Source organism: Streptomyces sp. NPDC027189 (assembly GCF_055566975.1).
The window spans coordinates 435,011-453,149 of the sequence record NZ_JBVHRI010000003.1; the positions used below are offsets into that span (position 1 = coordinate 435,011).

Annotated in this window: 14 protein-coding genes; 9 read left to right on the forward strand and 5 right to left on the reverse strand. The window is 70.4% G+C overall.

Going from position 1 to position 18,139, the window contains the following annotated elements; all coding sequences use genetic code 11:
* The first annotated feature begins 186 nt into the window (after positions 1 to 186).
* From ACZ4RZ_RS09850 to ybaK, 4 genes are all read left to right on the forward strand, one after another.
* Positions 187 to 1,767: an oxidoreductase gene (locus ACZ4RZ_RS09850; RefSeq protein WP_467743459.1), complete on the forward strand. Its 1,581-nt coding sequence runs from the start codon at positions 187 to 189 to the stop codon at positions 1,765 to 1,767.
* Between the two features lie 278 nt (positions 1,768 to 2,045).
* Positions 2,046 to 3,065, forward strand: a complete 1,020-nt coding sequence (locus ACZ4RZ_RS09855) for a hypothetical protein (protein ID WP_467743460.1) — start codon at positions 2,046 to 2,048, stop codon at positions 3,063 to 3,065.
* 11 nt (positions 3,066 to 3,076) lie between these two features.
* On the forward strand, positions 3,077 to 3,817 hold the full coding sequence (locus ACZ4RZ_RS09860; protein WP_467743461.1) for an LON peptidase substrate-binding domain-containing protein: 741 nt from the start codon (positions 3,077 to 3,079) through the stop codon (positions 3,815 to 3,817).
* A 14-nt stretch (positions 3,818 to 3,831) separates the two neighbouring features.
* On the forward strand, positions 3,832 to 4,335 hold the full coding sequence (ybaK, locus tag ACZ4RZ_RS09865; RefSeq protein WP_467743462.1) for a Cys-tRNA(Pro) deacylase: 504 nt from the start codon (positions 3,832 to 3,834) through the stop codon (positions 4,333 to 4,335).
* Positions 4,336 to 4,633: 298 nt separating this feature from the next.
* Here the strand turns inward: ybaK and ACZ4RZ_RS09870 are convergent, their stop codons facing one another.
* The 4 genes from ACZ4RZ_RS09870 to ACZ4RZ_RS09885 form a co-directional block, all read right to left on the reverse strand.
* A complete protein-coding gene (locus tag ACZ4RZ_RS09870) occupies positions 4,634 to 5,311 on the reverse strand; it encodes an AAA family ATPase (RefSeq protein ID WP_467743463.1) in 678 nt (225 codons plus the stop codon).
* A gap of 34 nt (positions 5,312 to 5,345) precedes the next feature.
* Positions 5,346 to 6,167, reverse strand: coding sequence for an ABC transporter permease (locus ACZ4RZ_RS09875; RefSeq protein WP_467743464.1), 822 nt, complete (start codon positions 6,165 to 6,167; stop codon positions 5,346 to 5,348).
* A gap of 373 nt (positions 6,168 to 6,540) precedes the next feature.
* Entirely contained in the window at positions 6,541 to 7,512 is a 972-nt protein-coding gene (locus tag ACZ4RZ_RS09880) for an ABC transporter ATP-binding protein (RefSeq protein ID WP_467743679.1), read from the reverse strand.
* Between the two features lie 149 nt (positions 7,513 to 7,661).
* Positions 7,662 to 8,879: an NYN domain-containing protein gene (locus ACZ4RZ_RS09885; RefSeq protein ID WP_467743465.1), complete on the reverse strand. Its 1,218-nt coding sequence runs from the start codon at positions 8,877 to 8,879 to the stop codon at positions 7,662 to 7,664.
* Between the two features lie 231 nt (positions 8,880 to 9,110).
* Between ACZ4RZ_RS09885 and ACZ4RZ_RS09890 the strand changes: the two genes are divergently transcribed.
* Entirely contained in the window at positions 9,111 to 9,290 is a 180-nt protein-coding gene (locus tag ACZ4RZ_RS09890) for a hypothetical protein (protein ID WP_189187729.1), read from the forward strand.
* A 113-nt stretch (positions 9,291 to 9,403) separates the two neighbouring features.
* Here the strand turns inward: ACZ4RZ_RS09890 and dnaE are convergent, their stop codons facing one another.
* On the reverse strand, positions 9,404 to 12,946 hold the full coding sequence (dnaE, locus tag ACZ4RZ_RS09895; RefSeq protein ID WP_467743466.1) for a DNA polymerase III subunit alpha: 3,543 nt from the start codon (positions 12,944 to 12,946) through the stop codon (positions 9,404 to 9,406).
* Between the two features lie 269 nt (positions 12,947 to 13,215).
* Here dnaE and ACZ4RZ_RS09900 point away from each other — a divergent pair, with 269 nt between their 5' ends.
* From ACZ4RZ_RS09900 to ACZ4RZ_RS09915, 4 genes are all read left to right on the forward strand, one after another.
* A complete protein-coding gene (locus tag ACZ4RZ_RS09900; RefSeq protein ID WP_467743467.1) occupies positions 13,216 to 14,544 on the forward strand; it encodes a DUF2252 domain-containing protein in 1,329 nt (442 codons plus the stop codon).
* Positions 14,545 to 14,656: 112 nt separating this feature from the next.
* On the forward strand, positions 14,657 to 15,343 hold the full coding sequence (locus tag ACZ4RZ_RS09905) for a hypothetical protein (RefSeq protein ID WP_467743468.1): 687 nt from the start codon (positions 14,657 to 14,659) through the stop codon (positions 15,341 to 15,343).
* Between the two features lie 130 nt (positions 15,344 to 15,473).
* The gene (locus tag ACZ4RZ_RS09910) at positions 15,474 to 16,322 is read left to right on the forward strand and encodes a thioredoxin domain-containing protein (RefSeq protein ID WP_467743469.1); all 849 of its coding nucleotides are present in this window, start codon (positions 15,474 to 15,476) and stop codon (positions 16,320 to 16,322) included.
* Between the two features lie 147 nt (positions 16,323 to 16,469).
* Positions 16,470 to 18,137 (forward strand): alkaline phosphatase D family protein, encoded by a 1,668-nt coding sequence (locus tag ACZ4RZ_RS09915; RefSeq protein ID WP_467743470.1) that lies wholly within the window; start codon positions 16,470 to 16,472, stop codon positions 18,135 to 18,137.
* Positions 18,138 to 18,139 lie beyond the last annotated feature (2 nt).

Genomic DNA, 18,139 nt, shown 5'->3' on the forward strand with positions numbered 1-18,139 from the left:
GAACGATGGCTGGCACGACGCCGGGAACGGTGGTTGCGACGCCGCGATCCGGCTGGTGAGTGGCTGATACCGGCCACCTTCGGTTCCGCGGAAGATCCCCTTCACCAGTAGCGTTCGGGCCGTCACTGAGCGGGCATTGGACGGTTGTACGAAACCCGCGAGTAGCTGGGGAGGAAGGGAAGTGCCGTGACCGAGGGTGCCGGCATCCGCACTGGGGACCTGCCGGACGAACTGACCGCCGCCGAAGCCGGAATGTGGCAGGCCTTCCGCAACGGCAGCGTGTACGACCTGCGCAGCGGGCACAGGACCGTCGACGATCCGCACGGGGGCCATCCCTGGGGCCCCGAGCGCAGCGTCCGGGCCCGGATCGTGGCGTGGTTGCTGCTCGACGGCCCTCCCGCGCTCCAGGGCCGGGTCTCCTCCCTGAAGCTGACCGGCGTGCAGATCACCGACGTCCTCGACCTCGCGGGCGGCACCGTGGTGCCGTACGTCGAGATGAAGGGGTGCCGGTTCGAGAAGGAGATCCTGCTGCCGGAGGCGCGGTTCCAGACCGTGCGCCTGGTCGACTGCTCGGTGCCGCGCCTGGAGGCGGCCCGGGTTCACACCGAGGGCGATCTGCATCTGCCGCGCTGCCGGTTCCACAACGGCGTCCGGCTGACCGACGCGCACATCGGCACGGATCTGCTGCTCAACCAGGCCGTGGTCTACCGGGACCGGCGTGGGCGCTCGCTCACCTGCGACGGCATGACCGTGGGGCAGGACCTCCAGGCCGAGATGCTGGAGTCGCACGGCGAGCTGAGCCTGCGCGGCGCCACGGTCGGTGTCTCGCTGAGCCTGCGCGGCAGCAAGCTGAACAACCCGTACACACGTCTCGCCCTGAACGCCCCCCAGCTCACCGTCAATCGCACGCTCTACATGACCCCCGCGGGTGTCGGCAATCCGCTGCTGACCAGCGGCACGACACCGGCGCGCGGCACGCTGGTCCAGCGGTTCGAGTGCCAGGGCGGGATCCGCCTGGACGACGGGCGCTTCGGGGACGCGATCGACCTCGAGCGGGCCCGTTTCGACTTCGACGACGACCAGGAGCTGTCGCTGCGCCGGGTCCAGACGCCCGAGCTGCGCTTCCTCGGGGAGAGACCCGAGCGCGGCAAGGTGGTCCTGTCGGGCGCTCGGATCGTCAACCTGGTTGACAGCGCGTCAAGTTGGCCGGCGCCCGGCAGCCTCCACATGGGCGGCTTCGTGTACGAGAACCTCGTACCGCAGGGCGCGTTCCCGCTGACCCGGCGGCTGGAGTGGGTGGCTGCGGCGACCGCCGAGTACAACCCGGAGCCGTACGAGCGCCTCGCCACCGTGCTGCGCAACTCCGGAGAGGACGAGGACGCGCGCGAGGTGCTGCTCGCCAAGCAGCGCCGCCGCCGCGAGACCCTGCCACTCGCCGCCAAGCTCTGGGGGTACGCGCAGGACTGGACGGTCGCCTACGGATACCGGCCCGGGCGAGCCGCGCTGTGGATGGCGGTGCTGTGGGCGGCGACGTCGATCGCCTTCTCCCATGCCAGCCATCCGCCGATCAACGGCGACGGGCATCCCCCGTGGAACGCCTCGCTGTTCGCCCTGGACCTGCTGCTGCCGGTCATCGACCTCGGCCAGGTCGGCTTCTGGCAGCTGCGCGGCGGCTGGCAATGGCTGGCCGCGGTGGTGATCATCCTCGGCTGGATCCTCGCGACGACGGTGGCGGCGGGGGCGACACGGCTGCTGCGGCGCGGCTGACGCGGACGGCTCCCCGCACAGGTGACGGCTGAAGCGGCAGGCTCCCGCACAGCTCGCGGCTGAAGCGGCGGCTTCCCGCACAGTTCGCGACTGAAACGGCAGCTTCCCGCACAGCTCGCGACTGAAACGGCAGCTTCCCGCACAGATATCGAACAGTGGAACAACCGTCACCTTTTACTCCCCCTTGACCGCCCGGCATACAACCAATCGACGGTTACGAAAGCGTCACCGTACGCCTATGGCACAGCTCCGACCTGCGGCTTTCAATGGTCTTCACCATGGCTCTGCTGCGCGCGTTCATCCGTACGGCACGGATGGTCAGGAACACTTCGCGCCTCGCCGACGGACTGTCCACCGACGACGAGGTACTGCTCGACGCCCCGGACGAGCGCCTCGGTCCCGCGCTCGTCGCGGCGGGCCGCGGCGAGTACGGCCCCGCCGCCAAGCTGCTCGCCACCACGCGAGAGGCCGCCGAGTGGGAGAACCGCGACCGGTACGCGATGCGCCTCGCGACGTTCGCGCGTTCCCGGGACGAGTGGCTCAGGCAGTGGCAGGACGCCTCGGCACACGATCCGGACGCGCTGCTCGTCAAGGCCGAGCTCGCGGTGCGCCGCGGCTGGGAGTCGCCCGCCCGCGTCGAGCTGCTGCGCCAGGTCGGCCCGCTGATCCTCGCCGCCGCCGAGGGCGATCCGCGCGATCCGGTCCCCTGGCGGATCGCGCTCGACCACGCCCGTGGCACGCATGCCGGGCACACCGAGTTCGAGAAGCTGTGGGGCGAGGCCGTACGGCGCTCCCCACACCACTACGGCTGCCATGTGGCTGCCCTGCAGTATCTGTCGGCCGCCTGGTACGGCTCGCACCGCGAGTGCTTCGACTTCGCCGAGCGGGCGGCGCAGGACACGCTGCCGGGCTCCCTGGTGCAGGCGCTGCCGGTGCGCGCTGCCTTCGCCTATCTGACCGAGGGCGGCGGTGCGGCGGTGCCGCGCGAGCGCCTCGACGTGGCGGCCGACCGCGCGATCGCGGTCTCCGCGACGTACGGCGTCGCCGATCCCTGGCCCGCGGAGGTCCGCAACCTCCTCACGTACGTGCTGATCCGGCTGGAGCGCTGGACGGACGCCCTGGAACAGTTCCGCCTGATCGGTCCGTACGCCACGTCGTTCCCCTGGGACCGGGTGTCGGACGACCCGCTCGGCCAGTTCCTGGAGCTGCGCGACGGCGTCCGTCTGGAGGTCGCTGCCGGCATGCCCCTGCATCCACGGAATGGGCACGACGGACGCGCCCGCTCCGGCGACCATTAGGCTTTCGCGTCGTGACCACCGTCCGGCTCCCGCTCTTCCCCCTGAACTCGGTGCTGTTCCCGGGGCTCGTGCTTCCTCTGAACATTTTCGAGGAGCGCTATCGCGCCATGATGCGCGATCTGCTCAAGACCCCCGAGGACGAACCGCGCCGGTTCGCCGTCGTCGCCATCCGCGACGGCCACGAGGTCGCGCCCACCGCGCCCGGCATGCCGGACCAGACCGCCGTGCCCGAACGCGGGCCCGCGGCCGGCTTCGGCGACGATCCGGCGAAGGCCTTCCACGAGGTGGGCTGCATCGCGGACGCGGCAACCATCCGGGAGCGCGCCGACGGCAGCTTCGAGGTACTGGCGACGGGCACGACTCGCGTACGGCTGCTGTCGGTGGACGCGTCCGGCGCCTTCCTCACGGCCGAGCTGGAGGAGCTGCCCGAGGACTCCGGCGAGGAGGCCGGGGCGCTCGCCGAGGGCGTCCTGCGGGCCTTCCGCCAGTATCAGAAGCGCCTCGCGGGCGCCCGTGAGCGCTCGCTCTCGACCGGCGCGGACCTGCCGGACGAACCGGCGGTGGTCTCCTACCTCGTCGCGGCCGCCGCGATGCTGGACATTCCGGCGAAGCAGCAGCTGCTCCAGGCTCCGGACACGGCGACGCGACTGCGCGAGGAGCTGAAACTCCTGCGCGCGGAGACCGCGATCATCCGTAATCTGCCGTCGTTGCCGGCGTCGGACCTGACGCGCGGCCCGACGAGTCTGAACTGAGGCCGGAATCCTCGATGGCGAAGAAGTCGAAGAAACAGCAGCAGTCCGGGGGCACTCCGGCGACGGTGGCCCTGACCGCGGCAGGCGTCCCGTACACGGTTCACACGTACGAACACGACCCGGCGCACCCCTCCTACGGCGAGGAGGCCGCCGAGGCGATGGGCGTCTCGCCGGAGCGGGTCTTCAAGACCCTGGTGGCGGACGTGGACGGCTCACTCGTCGTCGCGGTGGTCCCGGTGGCCGGCTCCCTCGATCTGAAGGCCCTGGCCACGGCGGTGGGCGGGAAGCGCGCGGCGATGGCGGACCCGGCGGCGGCCGAACGCACGACGGGCTACGTCCGCGGCGGCATCTCCCCCTTGGGCCAGCGCAAGAAGCTCCCCACCGTGCTGGACTCCTCGGCCTCCGCCCACACCACGATCTGTGTCTCGGCGGGCCGCCGCGGCCTGGAGGTCGAGCTCGCCCCCGCCGATCTGGCGAGCCTCACGGAAGCGGTCTCCGCGCCCGTCGCCCGTGCGTGACCCCTCGACGTCCGTCCCGTCCTCGGTTAAGCACAAGGGACATGTCGAAGAAAACACGGAAACGCAAGTGGCGCACCAAGAAGGGCCGCTCCAACCACGGCAGCCGCCCGGCGTAACCCTCCGGCCCGAGTGGTTTTCGCCCCCTCCGCTCCTAAGACCGCGCAGTTCCCCGCGCACCTGAAGGGGCGCGGGGAACTGCGCGACAAGCCCCCGCGCACCCGCAGCCGAAGGGCTGGTCGGGACGGGCAGGGGCGGAGCGGGCGAAAACCACACCCGCGGTCACCCCGGCGCCGGACGCCTACCCAGCCGGAGGCGCGGGAGGCGCCGCGTACGGGCTCTGGTACGGATCGGGGTCCCGCGGCCCGAACAGGGCGGTGAGACCGAGGTGGACCACCAGCCCCGCCAGGGACCACGCGAGCAACGCCCCCTTCGCCCCGAGCTTCAAGGGCGCCGAGAACGTAACCCCCTTACCCACAGCCTTCGCATGCGCGACCACGTTCTGCGTGGGCCCGAGCCAGACCCCGACCCGCCAAGCCAGCAGCGACCCGAGCAACCCCCCAACGGCGAGCGCGACGACCAACGGCACACCACCACGCCGCCGCACCAGGAAAACGACCAGCGCACTCACCGCACCGAACCCCAGCGCAAGCAAAGTGAACGTTCCATCGACCCCGATGGCCTGCTCACCCTCGGTGTCCTTCAGATACACCGCACTGTCGTCCGCGATCAGCGGCACATGCGGCGCCAGCCACCACCACAGCACCCCGAGCAGCACCCCCGCGAGCGCCACCGCCACGGTGATCACGGCGGCCTCCCGTACTTCGGTCTTCATCCCGGGGCCGTCCTGTCCGTACGAGGCTTCATACGCGGCCGGATACGGAGCCGGAGCCCCATGTCCGGGAAGGGGCGAAGCCTGCCAGGCATTGTGCGGGGAGTGTTCATGCGGCGGCGGGGGCGGAGTCAACGGAGCGGTCACCCTGACATCGTGCCAGGCCCGGCTGTCAGCCGCGTCACCGGACGGCTGCCCGACGGTACGCCCAGGTCGCGAGGGCCAGCGAGGCCACCCCGACACCGGCGCAGACGGCCAGGTCACCGAGGACGGCGGCCCAGTCGGGATGCGCCCCGAAGGCCCGCGCGAAGGCCTCCACCCCGTACGTCGAGGGCAGCAGATCACGCCCGTACTGCACGACCGTGGGCAGCCGGTCCGCCGGCAGCACGCCCAGCAGCAGCGCCGCCGACATCCCCAACTGCCCGAGCAGCGTGGCGAGTTCGGGCCGCGGCGCGAGCAGCCCGAACGCGGCCCCGAGCCCGGCGAGAGCAGCGCCCGCGAGCGGAATCACGGCGGCGAGCACCCACAGGTGCGCCATCGGCAATCCGAAGAGCACGCAGCCGAAGACGGCGGTGGCGACGGTCCCGGGCACGGTGAAGGACGCGTACGCGCCCGCGGCGCCGAGGACGACGGCGGCCGGCGGCACGGGCAGCGTCGCGTAGTGGTCGAGCCCGCCGCTGGCGCGCAGCTGCCCGAAGTACTGGGCGAGGAGGTTGAGGGCGACGAAGGCCACGACCAGTACCGACGCCCCCGCCACCACGGCCCGCGCCTCGCCCCCGCCGTCCACCACGCCCCGCATCAGGATCATGATCCCGACGGATTGGAAGGTGGCCACGAACAGCAGCGGAATCCGCGCGACGCGCGCCCGGGACAGCTGCGCGCGGTACACGGCGGCCAGCGACGGCCAGAGCCGCGCGCGGGGGCCCAGCTCCGCTGCATCGCCGGCGTCCTCGGCCACGGGCAGCGCACTGCCCGGCAGAACTCCAGCGGGTACGACACTCACGTCGAGCTGCTCCCCTTCACTCCGGCAGCCGTCCTGTTCCCAACGCCCACGGCCTTCCCCGGGTTCCACACGTCCACGGTCTCCCCCTGGTTCCGCGCACCTACGGCCTCCCAAGGGTTCCGCGTGCCCACGGCCTCCCGCAGGTTCCGTACGCCCACAGCCTTTCGCAAGTCCCGGGCACCCACGACCTGACGCACCTTCCGTACGCCCACGGCCACCCGCGAGTCCCGTGCACCCACGGCCCCCCGCGAGTCCCGTGCACCCACGGCCCCCCGCGAGTCCCGTACGCCCACGGCGGCCTCCCCGGTCCCGATGCCCAGCGCGTCCATCCCCATCCGTACAGCTTCCCGTACGGATTCCGCGGTCCTCGCGCTCACGCCTTCACCAGCCCTTGCGTGTTGCCCCCGAGCGCGAGGTACACGTCCTCAAGGCTCGGCGTGGCCAGGGTGAAGTCGTCCAGGGCGGCGAAGGCGGCGCCTCCGGTGACCGTGGCGACGGCCGCGCGGGCCTCCTCGGGGGCGAGCCGCAGGGTCCAGCGGCGGCCCGACTCGACGGCGCGGGCGCGCAGCGCGGCCACCTCGGGGACGTCGAGCGGCGCGCTCTCCCGCCAGACGAGTTCGACCCGCACCTCGCCGGCGACCCGCTCCTTCAGCCCGGCCGGGGTGTCGCAGGCGATGACCCGGCCCTTGTCGAGGACGGCGACCCGGTCGAGGACGGTCTCGGCCTCGATGACGTTGTGGGTGACGAGCAGGACGGTCGTGCCGTGTTCCGCGCGGCGCCGGTCGACGGCGGACCACACGGCGCGGCGGGCGACGGGGTCCATGCCGGTGGTCGGCTCGTCGAGGACGAGCAGCGGCCTCGCCCCCACGAGTGCGGCGGCGAAGCAGGCGAGCCGCCGCTGTCCGCCGGAGAGCTTCTGCAGAGCGCGGGCGGCCAGCGGCGCGAGGCCCAGTTCGTCGAGTACGGCGTCCCGTTCGGCCCGCGCCTCGCGCAGGTCGAGGCCGCGCAGCCGCCCGGTCGTCTCGGCGGCGAGCGACACGGTCAGCTCGTCGAGGGCGGTGGACTCCTGGCCGAGGTAGGCGAGGATCCGCGCCGCCCGCTCCGGGTGGCGCACGATGTCGTGCCCGAGGATCTCCACGCTGCCGCTGTCGGGACGCATCAGCCCGGTCAGCTGCCGTACCAGGGTCGACTTACCCGCGCCGTTCGGCCCGAGCAGCCCGAAGATCTCGCCGCGCCGGATGTCCAGACGCACCCCGTCGGTGGCCCGCACCTCGGGCGTTGCCGGGGTGCCCCGGCGTCCGCGCACCGCCGGATAGGTCTTGGTCAGACCGCGCACCGCGCACACGACATCACCCTTGTGTCCGTTCCGGACTGTCTGTGCCGTGCGCGTACTCACGAAGGACGAGAGTACGGGGTCCGATGCCCCGTTATGCGCCCGGGGCCTCGGCGCAGCCCCGGCGAGCGCTGTGGCTCACTCTCGGCACAGGCTCCGGCTCACTCCCCCGCGGGAGCGTGTTCCGCCGCCGTACGCACGTCGATCTCGCGCCAGAAGCCCGCCCGGATCGCGTACCGGTCGTGCTCGTCGATCTGGTCGTCCTTGTGCGCGAGCAGGCCGAAGCGGGCCGCGTAGCGCAGCAGCTCGCCGTCCACCCGGTGCGGAATCCGCGGGTACATCGTGGACAGCTTCTGCAGATGGCTCGGCTCGGTGAGGCGCTCCATCCAGCGGCGCGCGAAGACCTGCCCCACCTCGTACGGATCGCCGCCGACGGTGGTGATGTCCTCCTCACGGTCCGCCCAGCGCTGCTCGGCGGAGGTGAGCTGGGCGAGCGTGGGCAGCGCGGCGGCCTCCGCGGACTCCGTGGCGCCCCCGGGCCGCTCGATCCAGCCCTTGTCGGAGGACCAGCGCAGTGTCGCGCTGGCGGGGTGCTGGGCGGGCTGTGTGCCGGGGCCGCGCAGCGCGGCCAGGTCCTTGGGCGTGGGGACGCCCTTGGGCGCGGGCACGCGCTCCTCGGTGCCGTTCTGCGACTCGGCCACCGCGTGGTGCTCGGCCTCCTGCGCGGGCCGCTCGGTCGCCGTGGTGAGCGCCGACTCGGGCAGCGGTGCGGAGAGGATGGCGGCGATCTCGGGGCGTGGCGCGGGCGGCGGCGCGCAGATCCCGCCGAGTTCCTTGGCGCGTACGGCCTTGGTGATCCAGGTCCGGTCGAGCACCCGGCGTTCGTCGGCCTCGGCGACCAGGTCCTCGGACTGGTTGTAGTCGCCGTCCGCGGCCTGTACCGCCCACAGGTGGACGGCGACCCCGTGCTCCTTGGCGGCCATCATGCCCGGCAGCAGATCCCCGTCGCCGGTCACCAGGACCACGTCGGAGCAGGCGCGGTTGCGCGCCAGCTCGGTCAGCTCGGCATGCATGGCGGCGTCGACGCCCTTCTGCGCCCACCGCCCGTCGCTGCGGGTCAGGGCGCCGAGGCGCACCGTCACACGGGGCATCACGCGCAGCCTGCGGTGCTCCGGCTGCGGTACCCGGTCGGGGGCGCCGTCGAACCAGTAGATGCGCAGCAGGGGCCGCTCCGTGTCGGACTCGGCGCGCTCGCGCAGGCCCTGGATGAGGGCGGCGTGGTCGACGGTGATCCGGGAGCGAGAGGGTTCCCCGGCGAGAAGGCTGGCGGCAGCCCCGAGCAGGTACCCGGCGTCCACCAGGACGATGCAGCGGTCCACGCGGTCCACCCTCTTTCCGGTTTCCGGGAGGTTTGCTTCGGGCTTCCTTCGAGTCTGCCCGACCGCGCGGAGGTTAACGGCCGGAACTCGATCTTCGGCGTGGCGTATCGGGAGAACGCTCCCCGACAGGCCTTATTACGCACGGTAATTATACGAAATGCGCTGGTTGTCAGCCTATGTGAATCTGGTCGCGGCCCTGGCCCCTAGATCCCCCCCAGGAGGCAGATCACCATGGCCAAGAACAAGAACCGCAAGCAGGGCAGCCAGCAGAACCGCGCCTCGCAGGCCGAGCAGGCCCACGAGCAGGCGCAGCGTTCCTCGGCGGAGGCTCAGCAGTCGCCGATCACGCACGCTCAGGGCAGCCCCGCGGATGTTGCCCGTAAGCAGCAGAAGCGCTTCGGCCACAACTAAGGCCCGGCGCACGGGCTGTTGAAGCCCAGGCACACACCGAGGGGCGCATCCGTTGGCGGATGCGCCCCTCGCGTATGTCGGTCCGCGACTGTGCAAGCCCGCTTGTTCTTGTGTCAGCCCGCCAGGCAGGACGGGCCCAGCAGCACCTTCAGGTCGCCGAAGAGTGCCGGATCGGGCTTCACTCGGTGCCGGTCGAGCCGCAGCACCGTCGTCTTGCGCGGGCCCTGGAGTTTGATGCGGACCTCGCTCTCGCCCTTGTGGTGACTGAGGATCTCACCGAGGCGGCTGACCATCGGCGGGGTGACCTTGACCGCCGGGATGGTGAGGATCACGGGCGCGTTGGTGCCCGCGTTCGACAGGTCCGGGACCTGGAGCTCCATCGCGACCAGGCGCGGCACGTCCTCGCGCTTGTCGAGGCGTCCCTTGACGAACACGACCGCGTCCTCGACGAGTTGGGTCGACACCAGCTGGTAGGTCGCCGGGAAGAACATGCACTCGATGGAGCCCGCGAGGTCCTCGACCGTGGCGATCGCCCACGCGTTGCCCTGCTTGGTCATCTTCCGCTGCAGGCCCGAGATGATGCCGCCGATGGTCACGACCGCGCCGTCCGCGTGCTCACCTCCGGTGAGCTGGGAGATGCCCGCGTCCGCCTTGTCGGACAGCACGTGCTCCAGGCCGAAGAGCGGGTGGTCGGAGACGTACAGACCGAGCATCTCCCGCTCCTGGGCGAGCAGATAGGCCTTGTCCCACTCCTCGGTCGTGAACTCGACGTCGAGTCCGAAGCCGGGCTCGTTCGTCTCCTCCTCGCCCATCCCGCCGAAGAGGTCGAACTGGCCCTCCGCCTCCTTGCGCTTGACCTGCACCACGTTGTCGATCATCGGCTCGAACTGCGCGGTGAGGCCCTTGCGGGTGTGCCCCATCGTGTCGAAGGCGCCCGCCTTGATCAGCGATTCGGTGGTGCGCTTGTTGCAGGCGGCGGCCTCGACCTTGTCGAGGTAGTCGGGGAACGAGCTGTACTTTCCCTTCGCCTTGCGCGACCGGATGATCGAGTCGACCACGTTCGTACCGACGTTGCGCACGGCCTCCAGGCCGAAGAGGATCACGTCGTCGCCCTGGGCGGCGAAGTTGTGCACCGATTCGTTCACGTTGGGCGGCAGCACCCTGATGCCCATGCGGCGGCACTCGTTGAGGTAGACCGCCGACTTGTCCTTGTCGTCCTTCACGGACGTGAGCAGCGCGGCCATGTACTCGGCCGGGTAGTTCGCCTTCAGATACGCGGTCCAGTAGGTGACCAGGCCGTACGCCGAGGAGTGCGCCTTGTTGAACGCGTATCCGGCGAAGGGGACCAGGACGTCCCACAGGGCCTGGATCGCCGCGTCCGAGAAGCCGTTCTTACTGGCACCCTCCTGGAAGATGCCGAAGTTCTTCGCCAGTTCCTCGGGCTTCTTCTTGCCCATCACCCGGCGCAGGATGTCGGCCTCGCCGAGCGAGTAGCCCGCGATGATCTGGGCGGCCTTCTGCACCTGCTCCTGGTACACGATGAGGCCGTATGTGACGCCGAGGACCTCCTTGAGGGGCTCCTCCAGCTCCGGGTGGATCGGGGTGATCTCCTGGAGGCCGTTCTTGCGCAGCGCGTAGTTCGTGTGCGAGTCCATGCCCATCGGACCCGGGCGGTACAGGGCCGAAACGGCGGAAATGTCCTCGAAGTTGTCGGGCTTCATCAGCCGCAGCAGCGAGCGCATCGGGCCGCCGTCGAACTGGAACACGCCGAGCGTGTCACCGCGGCAGAGCAGTTCGTACGTCTTGGGGTCGTCGAGCGGGACTTCGAGGAGCTGCAGCTTGACGCCCTTGTTGGCCTCCACCATCTTCACGGCGTCGTCCATGATGGTGAGGTTGCGCAGGCCCAGGAAGTCCATCTTGATCAGGCCGAGCGACTCGCACTGCGGGTAGTCCCACTGCGTGATGGTCACGCCGTCCGTGTGCCGCACCCAGATCGGGGCGTGGTCGACGATGGGCTCGCTGGACATGATGACGCCGGCGGCGTGCACGCCCATCTGCCGGACCAGGCCCTCGACGCCCTTGGCGGTGTCGATGACCTTCTTCACGTCCGGCTCGTTCTCGTACATCCCCCGGATCTCGCCCGCCTCGCCGTAGCGGGGGTGCGCGGGGTCGGTGATGCCGGAGAGGTCGATGCCCTTACCGAGGACGTCGGCGGGCATCGCCTTGGTGAGGCGGTCGCCCATCGCGTAGGGGTAGCCGAGCACGCGCGCGGAGTCCTTGATCGCGTTCTTGGCCTTGATCTTGCCGTACGTGCCGATCATGGCGACCTTGTCGGCGCCGTACTTCTCGGTCACGTACCTGATCACTTCGACGCGCCTACGCTCGTCGAAGTCGATGTCGACGTCAGGCATGGAGACGCGCTCGGGGTTGAGGAACCGCTCGAAGATCAGCCCGTGCTCGATCGGGTCGAGGTCGGTGATGCCCATGGCGTACGCGACGATCGAGCCTGCGGCAGAACCACGGCCGGGGCCCACCGCGATGCCGTTGTTCTTCGCCCACATGATGAAGTCGGCGACCACGAGGAAGTAGCCCGGGAACCCCATCTGGATGATGACGTCCATCTCGTAGTCGGCCTGCTTCTGGCGGTCCTCGGGGACGCCACCCGGGTAGCGGCGGTTCATGCCGCGCCGCACTTCCTCCTTGAACCAGGTGACGTTGGTGTAGCCCTCCTCCGGGATGTCGAACTTCGGCATGAGGTCGCGCTTTTCGAACATGCCGGTCGTGTCGATCTGCTCGGCGACCAGGAGGGTGTTGGCGCAGCCCTCCTGCCAGGCGTCCGAGGAGTCCACGGCGTACATCTCGTCCGTCGACTTCAGGTAGTAGCCCGTCCCGTCGAACCGGAAGCGGTCCGGGTCGGAGAGGTTCTTGCCGGTCTGGATGCACAGCAGGGCGTCGTGGGCCGTCGCCTCGTGCGCGTACGTGTAGTGCGAGTCGTTCGTCACCAGCGGCGGGATGCCGAGCTTCTTGCCGATCTCCAACAAGCCGTCGCGGACCCGGCGCTCGATCTCGATGCCGTGGTCCATCAGCTCCAGGAAGTACCGGTCCTTGCCGAAGATGTCCTGGTACTCGGCGGCCGCCTTCAGGGCCTCGTCGTACTGGCCGAGGCGCAGCCGCGTCTGCAGCTCACCGGAGGGGCAGCCGGTGGAGGCGATGAGCCCCTCGGACCACTGGGAGATGGTCTCCTTGTCCATGCGCGGCCACTTCTGCAGCCAGCCCTCGGCGTACGCGTCCGAGGAGAGCCGGAAGAGGTTGTGCAGACCCGTCTTGTTCGCCGCCCAGATCGTCTTGTGCGTATAACCACCCGAACCGGACACGTCGTCACGCTTCTGGTGCGGCTGGCCCCACTGGATCTTGCGCTTGTTGCGCCGCGACTCCGGGGCGACGTACGCCTCGATGCCGATGATCGGTGTGACGCCCGCCTTCTGGGCCGAGTGGAAGAAGTCGTACGCCCCGTGGAGGTTGCCGTGGTCGCTCATGGCGATGTGCGTCATGCCCATCTCGTTGCAGGCATTGAACATGTCCTTGAGCCGCGCGGCACCGTCCAGCAGCGAGTACTGGGTGTGGACGTGCAGGTGCGTGAACGGCGGCTTCGACACGGTTTCGGCCTCCAAGAAGAACGATCGGCGACAGGCTGCGGACAGTCTGGGGGGACAGCGTCGAAGTCTATGACGCGGGACTGACACTCCGCGGGGGATCACACGTACCTTCATCCGGGGTACTCGGTTCCCACGGCGTACCGTCGTCGACGGAGGCCGGGCACTCCGGCGGTTCGTCGTCCGTTGGAGGTGGACGGACCACCTTGTCCCCGGGGGGCGGCGCCCGTCCCCCCACGTCACGCACCACCTGCACCAGGAGGCACCCAGCGATGTCGGTCCCGCAGCTCAGCGCCGAGCAACGCGGCGAGCAGATCCTCGCCGTCTTCGACACCGCCTTCGGCGAGCTCCTGGCCGCCGACCCGGCCGCGTTCCGCGTGAAGTTCCGCAAGATGGCGGCCTCCGCCTTCGCGTTCTACCGGGGCACGGCGGGCCTCTTCTACCACGATCTCGACCAGGAGAAGCGGGGCGGACCGTACCTGGACGAGCGGACCTCCCGGGTCTGGATCCACGGCGACCTGCACGCCGAGAACTTCGGCACGTACATGGACGCCCAGGGCCGCCTGATCTTCAATGTGAACGACTTCGACGAGGCGTACGTCGGCCCCTTCACCTGGGACCTCAAGCGCTTCGCGGCCTCCGTGGCGCTCATCGGCTACGCGAAGGCGCTCGGCGACGAGCAGATCACCGAGCTCGTCAAGGTGTACGCGGCCGCCTACCGCGAGCGCATCCACGCCCTGGCCACCGGCGCCAAGAGCGACGAGGTGCCGCCCTTCACGCTGGACACCGCCGAGGGCCCGCTGCTGGACGCGCTGCGCGACGCCCGCTCGCTGACCCGCTTCGGGCTGCTCGACTCGATGACCGAGATCCGTGACTTCGAGCGCCGCTTCGCGCCGGGCGGCGGCTCCATCGAGCTGGACGCGGCCACCCGCTACAAGGTGCTGGCGGCCTTCGACGGCTACCTGGAGACGCTGCCCGAGTCGTCGCTGGCCCGCCCGGACTCGTACCGCGTGAAGGACGTCGTCGGCCGCCGCGGCATCGGCATCGGCTCGGCCGGTCTGCCGTCGTACAACATCCTTCTGGAGGGCGCCACCGACGCCCTGGAGAACGATGTGGTGATCTACATCAAGCAGGCCCAGACCCCGGCCGTCTCCCGGCACATCACGGACTCCGCGATCCGCGAGTACTTCCAGCACGAGGGCCACCGCACGGTGATCTCGCAGCGCGCGCTCCAGGCGCACGCCGACCCGTGGCTGGGCTGGACCGAGCTGGACGGTGCGGGTCAGCTGGTTGCCGAGGTGTCGCCGTACGCGGTGGACCTGGACTGGGGCGACATCGACGACCCCGAGGAGATCGCCTCGGTCGTCGCGGACCTCGGCCGGGCCACGGCCACGATGCACGCGGCGGCGGACGACGAGAGCGGCCACTCGGAGCTGGTCCCGTTCTCCACGGAGCGGGCCATCGACGCGGCGATCGCGGCCGACGAGGACGGCTTCGCGGGTCTCCTGGTGGACTTCGCCCACAGCTACGGCGCACGCGCGCGTGCCGACCACCAGATCTTCGTGGACCTGTTCCGCAACGGCCGGATTCCGGGCCTGTAGCCGGATTCCGGGCGCCTGTAGGCACACCGCCGACGGACTCACGACGCTCCCGTAACGCATAGGAACCCTTTAGGGGACCCTTACGGGAGCGCGTGGGAGACTCTCCTCCGCTATGGACATATCCGGGACCCAGCTCAGAGCCGTGCGCGCGGCGCTGTTCACGGCTGTCGTCGTGACGCTCTCCACCGCGTCGCACGTGCTGCTGTCCCGGGTCCCGCTGCCGCTGAGCACCGTGGCCGCGATCGCCGCCGCCGTCTTCGTCATCGCGTACGCGCTGGCCGGCCGCGAGCGCGGCTTCGGGCGGATCGCGGCCCTGCTGATCCCGCTGGAGCTGGCCGCCGACACCGTGTTCACCACGGGTCAGCACGTCTGCTACGGCAGGGCGGGCGGCCCGGTCGCGGGCCCGCTGCGCTCGGTCGGCTTCGACGTCCTGTGCGGCGGCGGCAATGTGGGCACCCCGCTGGCACAGGTGACCGGCGCGGGCACCGACCGCGCGGCGGCCCTGCTCGCGCACGCCGACCCGGTCGCCGCCTGGCTGCTGCTCGGCGCGCACGTCGGCGTCGGGCTCCTCGCGGCCGCCTGGCTGCGCCGCGGCGAGCGGGCCCTGGACCAGCTGCTGCGTGCCGTGGCCGCCGCCACCTTCCGGCCACTGCTGATCGCGGTCGCCGCGGTGACCGTACGGCTCGCTCCGGTCCGCCGGCTGCCGCGCCCCGCCTGCCGGACGGCCATCGTCCGTACGCGCCTGTTCGTGCACTCCCTGGGACGGCGTGGACCGCCGTGCTCGGTCGCTTTCGCGTGACCAAGTCCGCCCGAGCGGCAGTAGTCCGCCGTGGCGACAGCACCCGCTGAGCGACAGCACCTGAGCACCAGCAGTCCCCCATACGTATCCCGCGTACGGCATGTGCGCGTCCCCCATGGAGATCACCACTATGAGCAAGCGGAACAGCCAGGCGGCGAAGACGGCGGCCCGTGAGAAGCTGCGCCTGGAGCGCGAGCGCCAGGTCAAGCGCGACAAGATCAAGCGGCAGGCCATCGTGGCCGGCTCCCTCGTCGCCGTCCTCGCGATAGCCGGCGGCATCGGCTACGCCGTCGTGCAGAACAACAAGCCCAGCCACTGGGAGTCCATCAAGAGCGACAAGGTCGTCGCGCCCGCCAACACCACGGGCACGAACGGTACGACCGTCGTTCTCGGCAAGAGCACCGCGAAGAAGACCCTGAAGCTCTACGAGGACCCGCGCTGCCCGATCTGCGCGACGTTCGAGCAGACCGTCGGCTCCACCCTGAAGAAGGACTTCGACGCCGGCAAGTTCAAGATCCAGTACATCGGCGGCACGTTCCTCGACGGCGACTCCGACGATAAGGGCAAGATCCAGATCGGCTCCCGCGGCGAGGGCTCCAAGAACGCGATGAGCGCCCTGGGTGCCGCGCTGAACGTGAGCCCGGAAGCCTTCCTGGAGTACAAGACCGCGCTCTACTCGGCGAAGTACCACCCCGAGGAGACGGACGACAAGTTCAAGAGCGACGACTACCTCATCGAGGTCGCGGACACGGTCGGCGCGCTCAAGAACAACACGGCGTTCCAGAGCGCCGTCAAGGACGGCAAGTACGACGCCTGGGCGCTGGCCATGTCCGAGACGTTCAACACCAACAAGGACGGCGTCAACGGCACGCCGAGCCTGGTGATGAACGGCAAGAAGCTCACCGGCTCCGACGGCCAGAACGCACCGATGACGGTCGCGGACTTCAACACGGCGATCGACGCGGCACTCAAGGCCTGAGCCACCGGCGCCTCGGTAGCCCCGGCACCGGGCGCCGGGCACCGACAGGCGGCGACGCGTGCGTTGAGCGACCAGCTCTCGAAGAGCGGGCGAACTTTTGCCAGTTCGCCCGCTCTTGGCTTGTACTGATCGGTAACCTGATCGCTCGTGACCAGTCGCATCAGATCATCCGACTCCTCGGGCGCCGTCAACTCCCGCGCCCCGCGCCGCCGTACGGTCGTCAAGGCCGCGGCCGCCACCGCCGTCCTCGCCGCCCCGCTCGCGGCCGCTCTGCCGGCCCGAGCCGCCGAGGCCCCCGCCTTCCTGCACGGTGTCGCCTCCGGCGATCCGCTGCCCGACGGCATCCTGCTGTGGACCCGGGTGACGCCCACCTCCGCGGCGATACCCGGCTCCGGGCTCGGCCCGGACACCGAGGTCAGCTGGACCGTCGCCAAGGACAAGGCGTTCGGCACGATCGTCGCCAAGGGCTCCACCACCGCGACGGCCGGCTCCGACCACACCGTCAAGGCGGACATCCGCGGTCTGGATCCGGCCACGGACTACTGGTTCCGCTTCTCCGCGGGCGGCACCGACTCGCCCGTCGCCCGCACCCGCACCGCCCCGGCCGCCGACGCCGCCGTGGCCGGTCTGCGCTTCGGCGTGGTCTCCTGCGCCAACTGGGAGGCCGGCTACTTCTCGGCCTACCGCCACCTCGCGGCCCGCAACGACCTGGACGCCTGGCTGCACCTCGGCGACTACATCTACGAGTACAAGTCCGGCGAGTACGGGACCCGCGGCACGGTCGTACGGCCGCACGCCCCCGCCAACGAGATCCTGACCCTCGCCGACTACCGCACCCGGCACGGCCGTTACAAGACCGACCCGGACCTGCAGGCCCTGCACCACAAGGCGCCGGTCGTCGCGATCTGGGACGACCACGAGTTCGCCGACAACTCCTGGTCGGGCGGCGCCGTCAACCACACCGAGGGCGCCGAGGGCACCTGGTCGGCCCGTCAGGCCGCCGCGAAGCAGGCCTACTTCGAGTGGATGCCGGTCCGCCCGGCGATCGCCGGCACCACCTACCGCAAGCTGCGCTTCGGCAAGCTCGCCGACCTCTCGCTGCTCGACCTGCGCTCCTTCCGTTCGCAGCAGGCGTCCACGGCCAGCGGCTCGGTCGACGACCCGGACCGTACGATCACCGGCCGGGCCCAGCTCGACTGGCTGAAGTCCGGGCTCAAGTCCTCGGACACCACCTGGCGTCTGGTCGGCAACTCGGTGATGATCTCACCGTTCGCGGTGGGCTCCCTCTCCGCCGACCTGCTCAAGCCGCTCGCCAAGCTGCTCGGTCTCCCGCAGGAGGGCATCGCCGTCAACACCGACCAGTGGGACGGCTACACGGACGACCGCCGCGAACTGCTCGCGCATCTGCGTGCGAACGCGATCCGCAACACGGTCTTCCTGACCGGCGACATCCACATGGCCTGGGCCAACGACGTGCCGGTCGACGCCGGTACGTACCCGCTGTCCGCCTCGGCCGCCACGGAGTTCGTGGTCACCTCGGTGACCTCCGACAACCTCGACGACATCGTCAAGGTCCCGGAGGGCACCGTCTCGGCCGTGGCCGCGCCGATCATCCGCTCGGCCAACCGGCACGTCCACTGGGTCGACACCGACCGCCACGGCTACGGCGTCCTGGACATCACCGCCGACCGCGCGCAGATGGACTACTACGTGCTCTCCAACCGCACGAACCCCAACGCGACCTCGTCCTGGGTCCGTTCGTACCGCACGCGCAGCGGCACGCAGAAGGCGGAGCGGACGTACGACCCGGTGTAAGC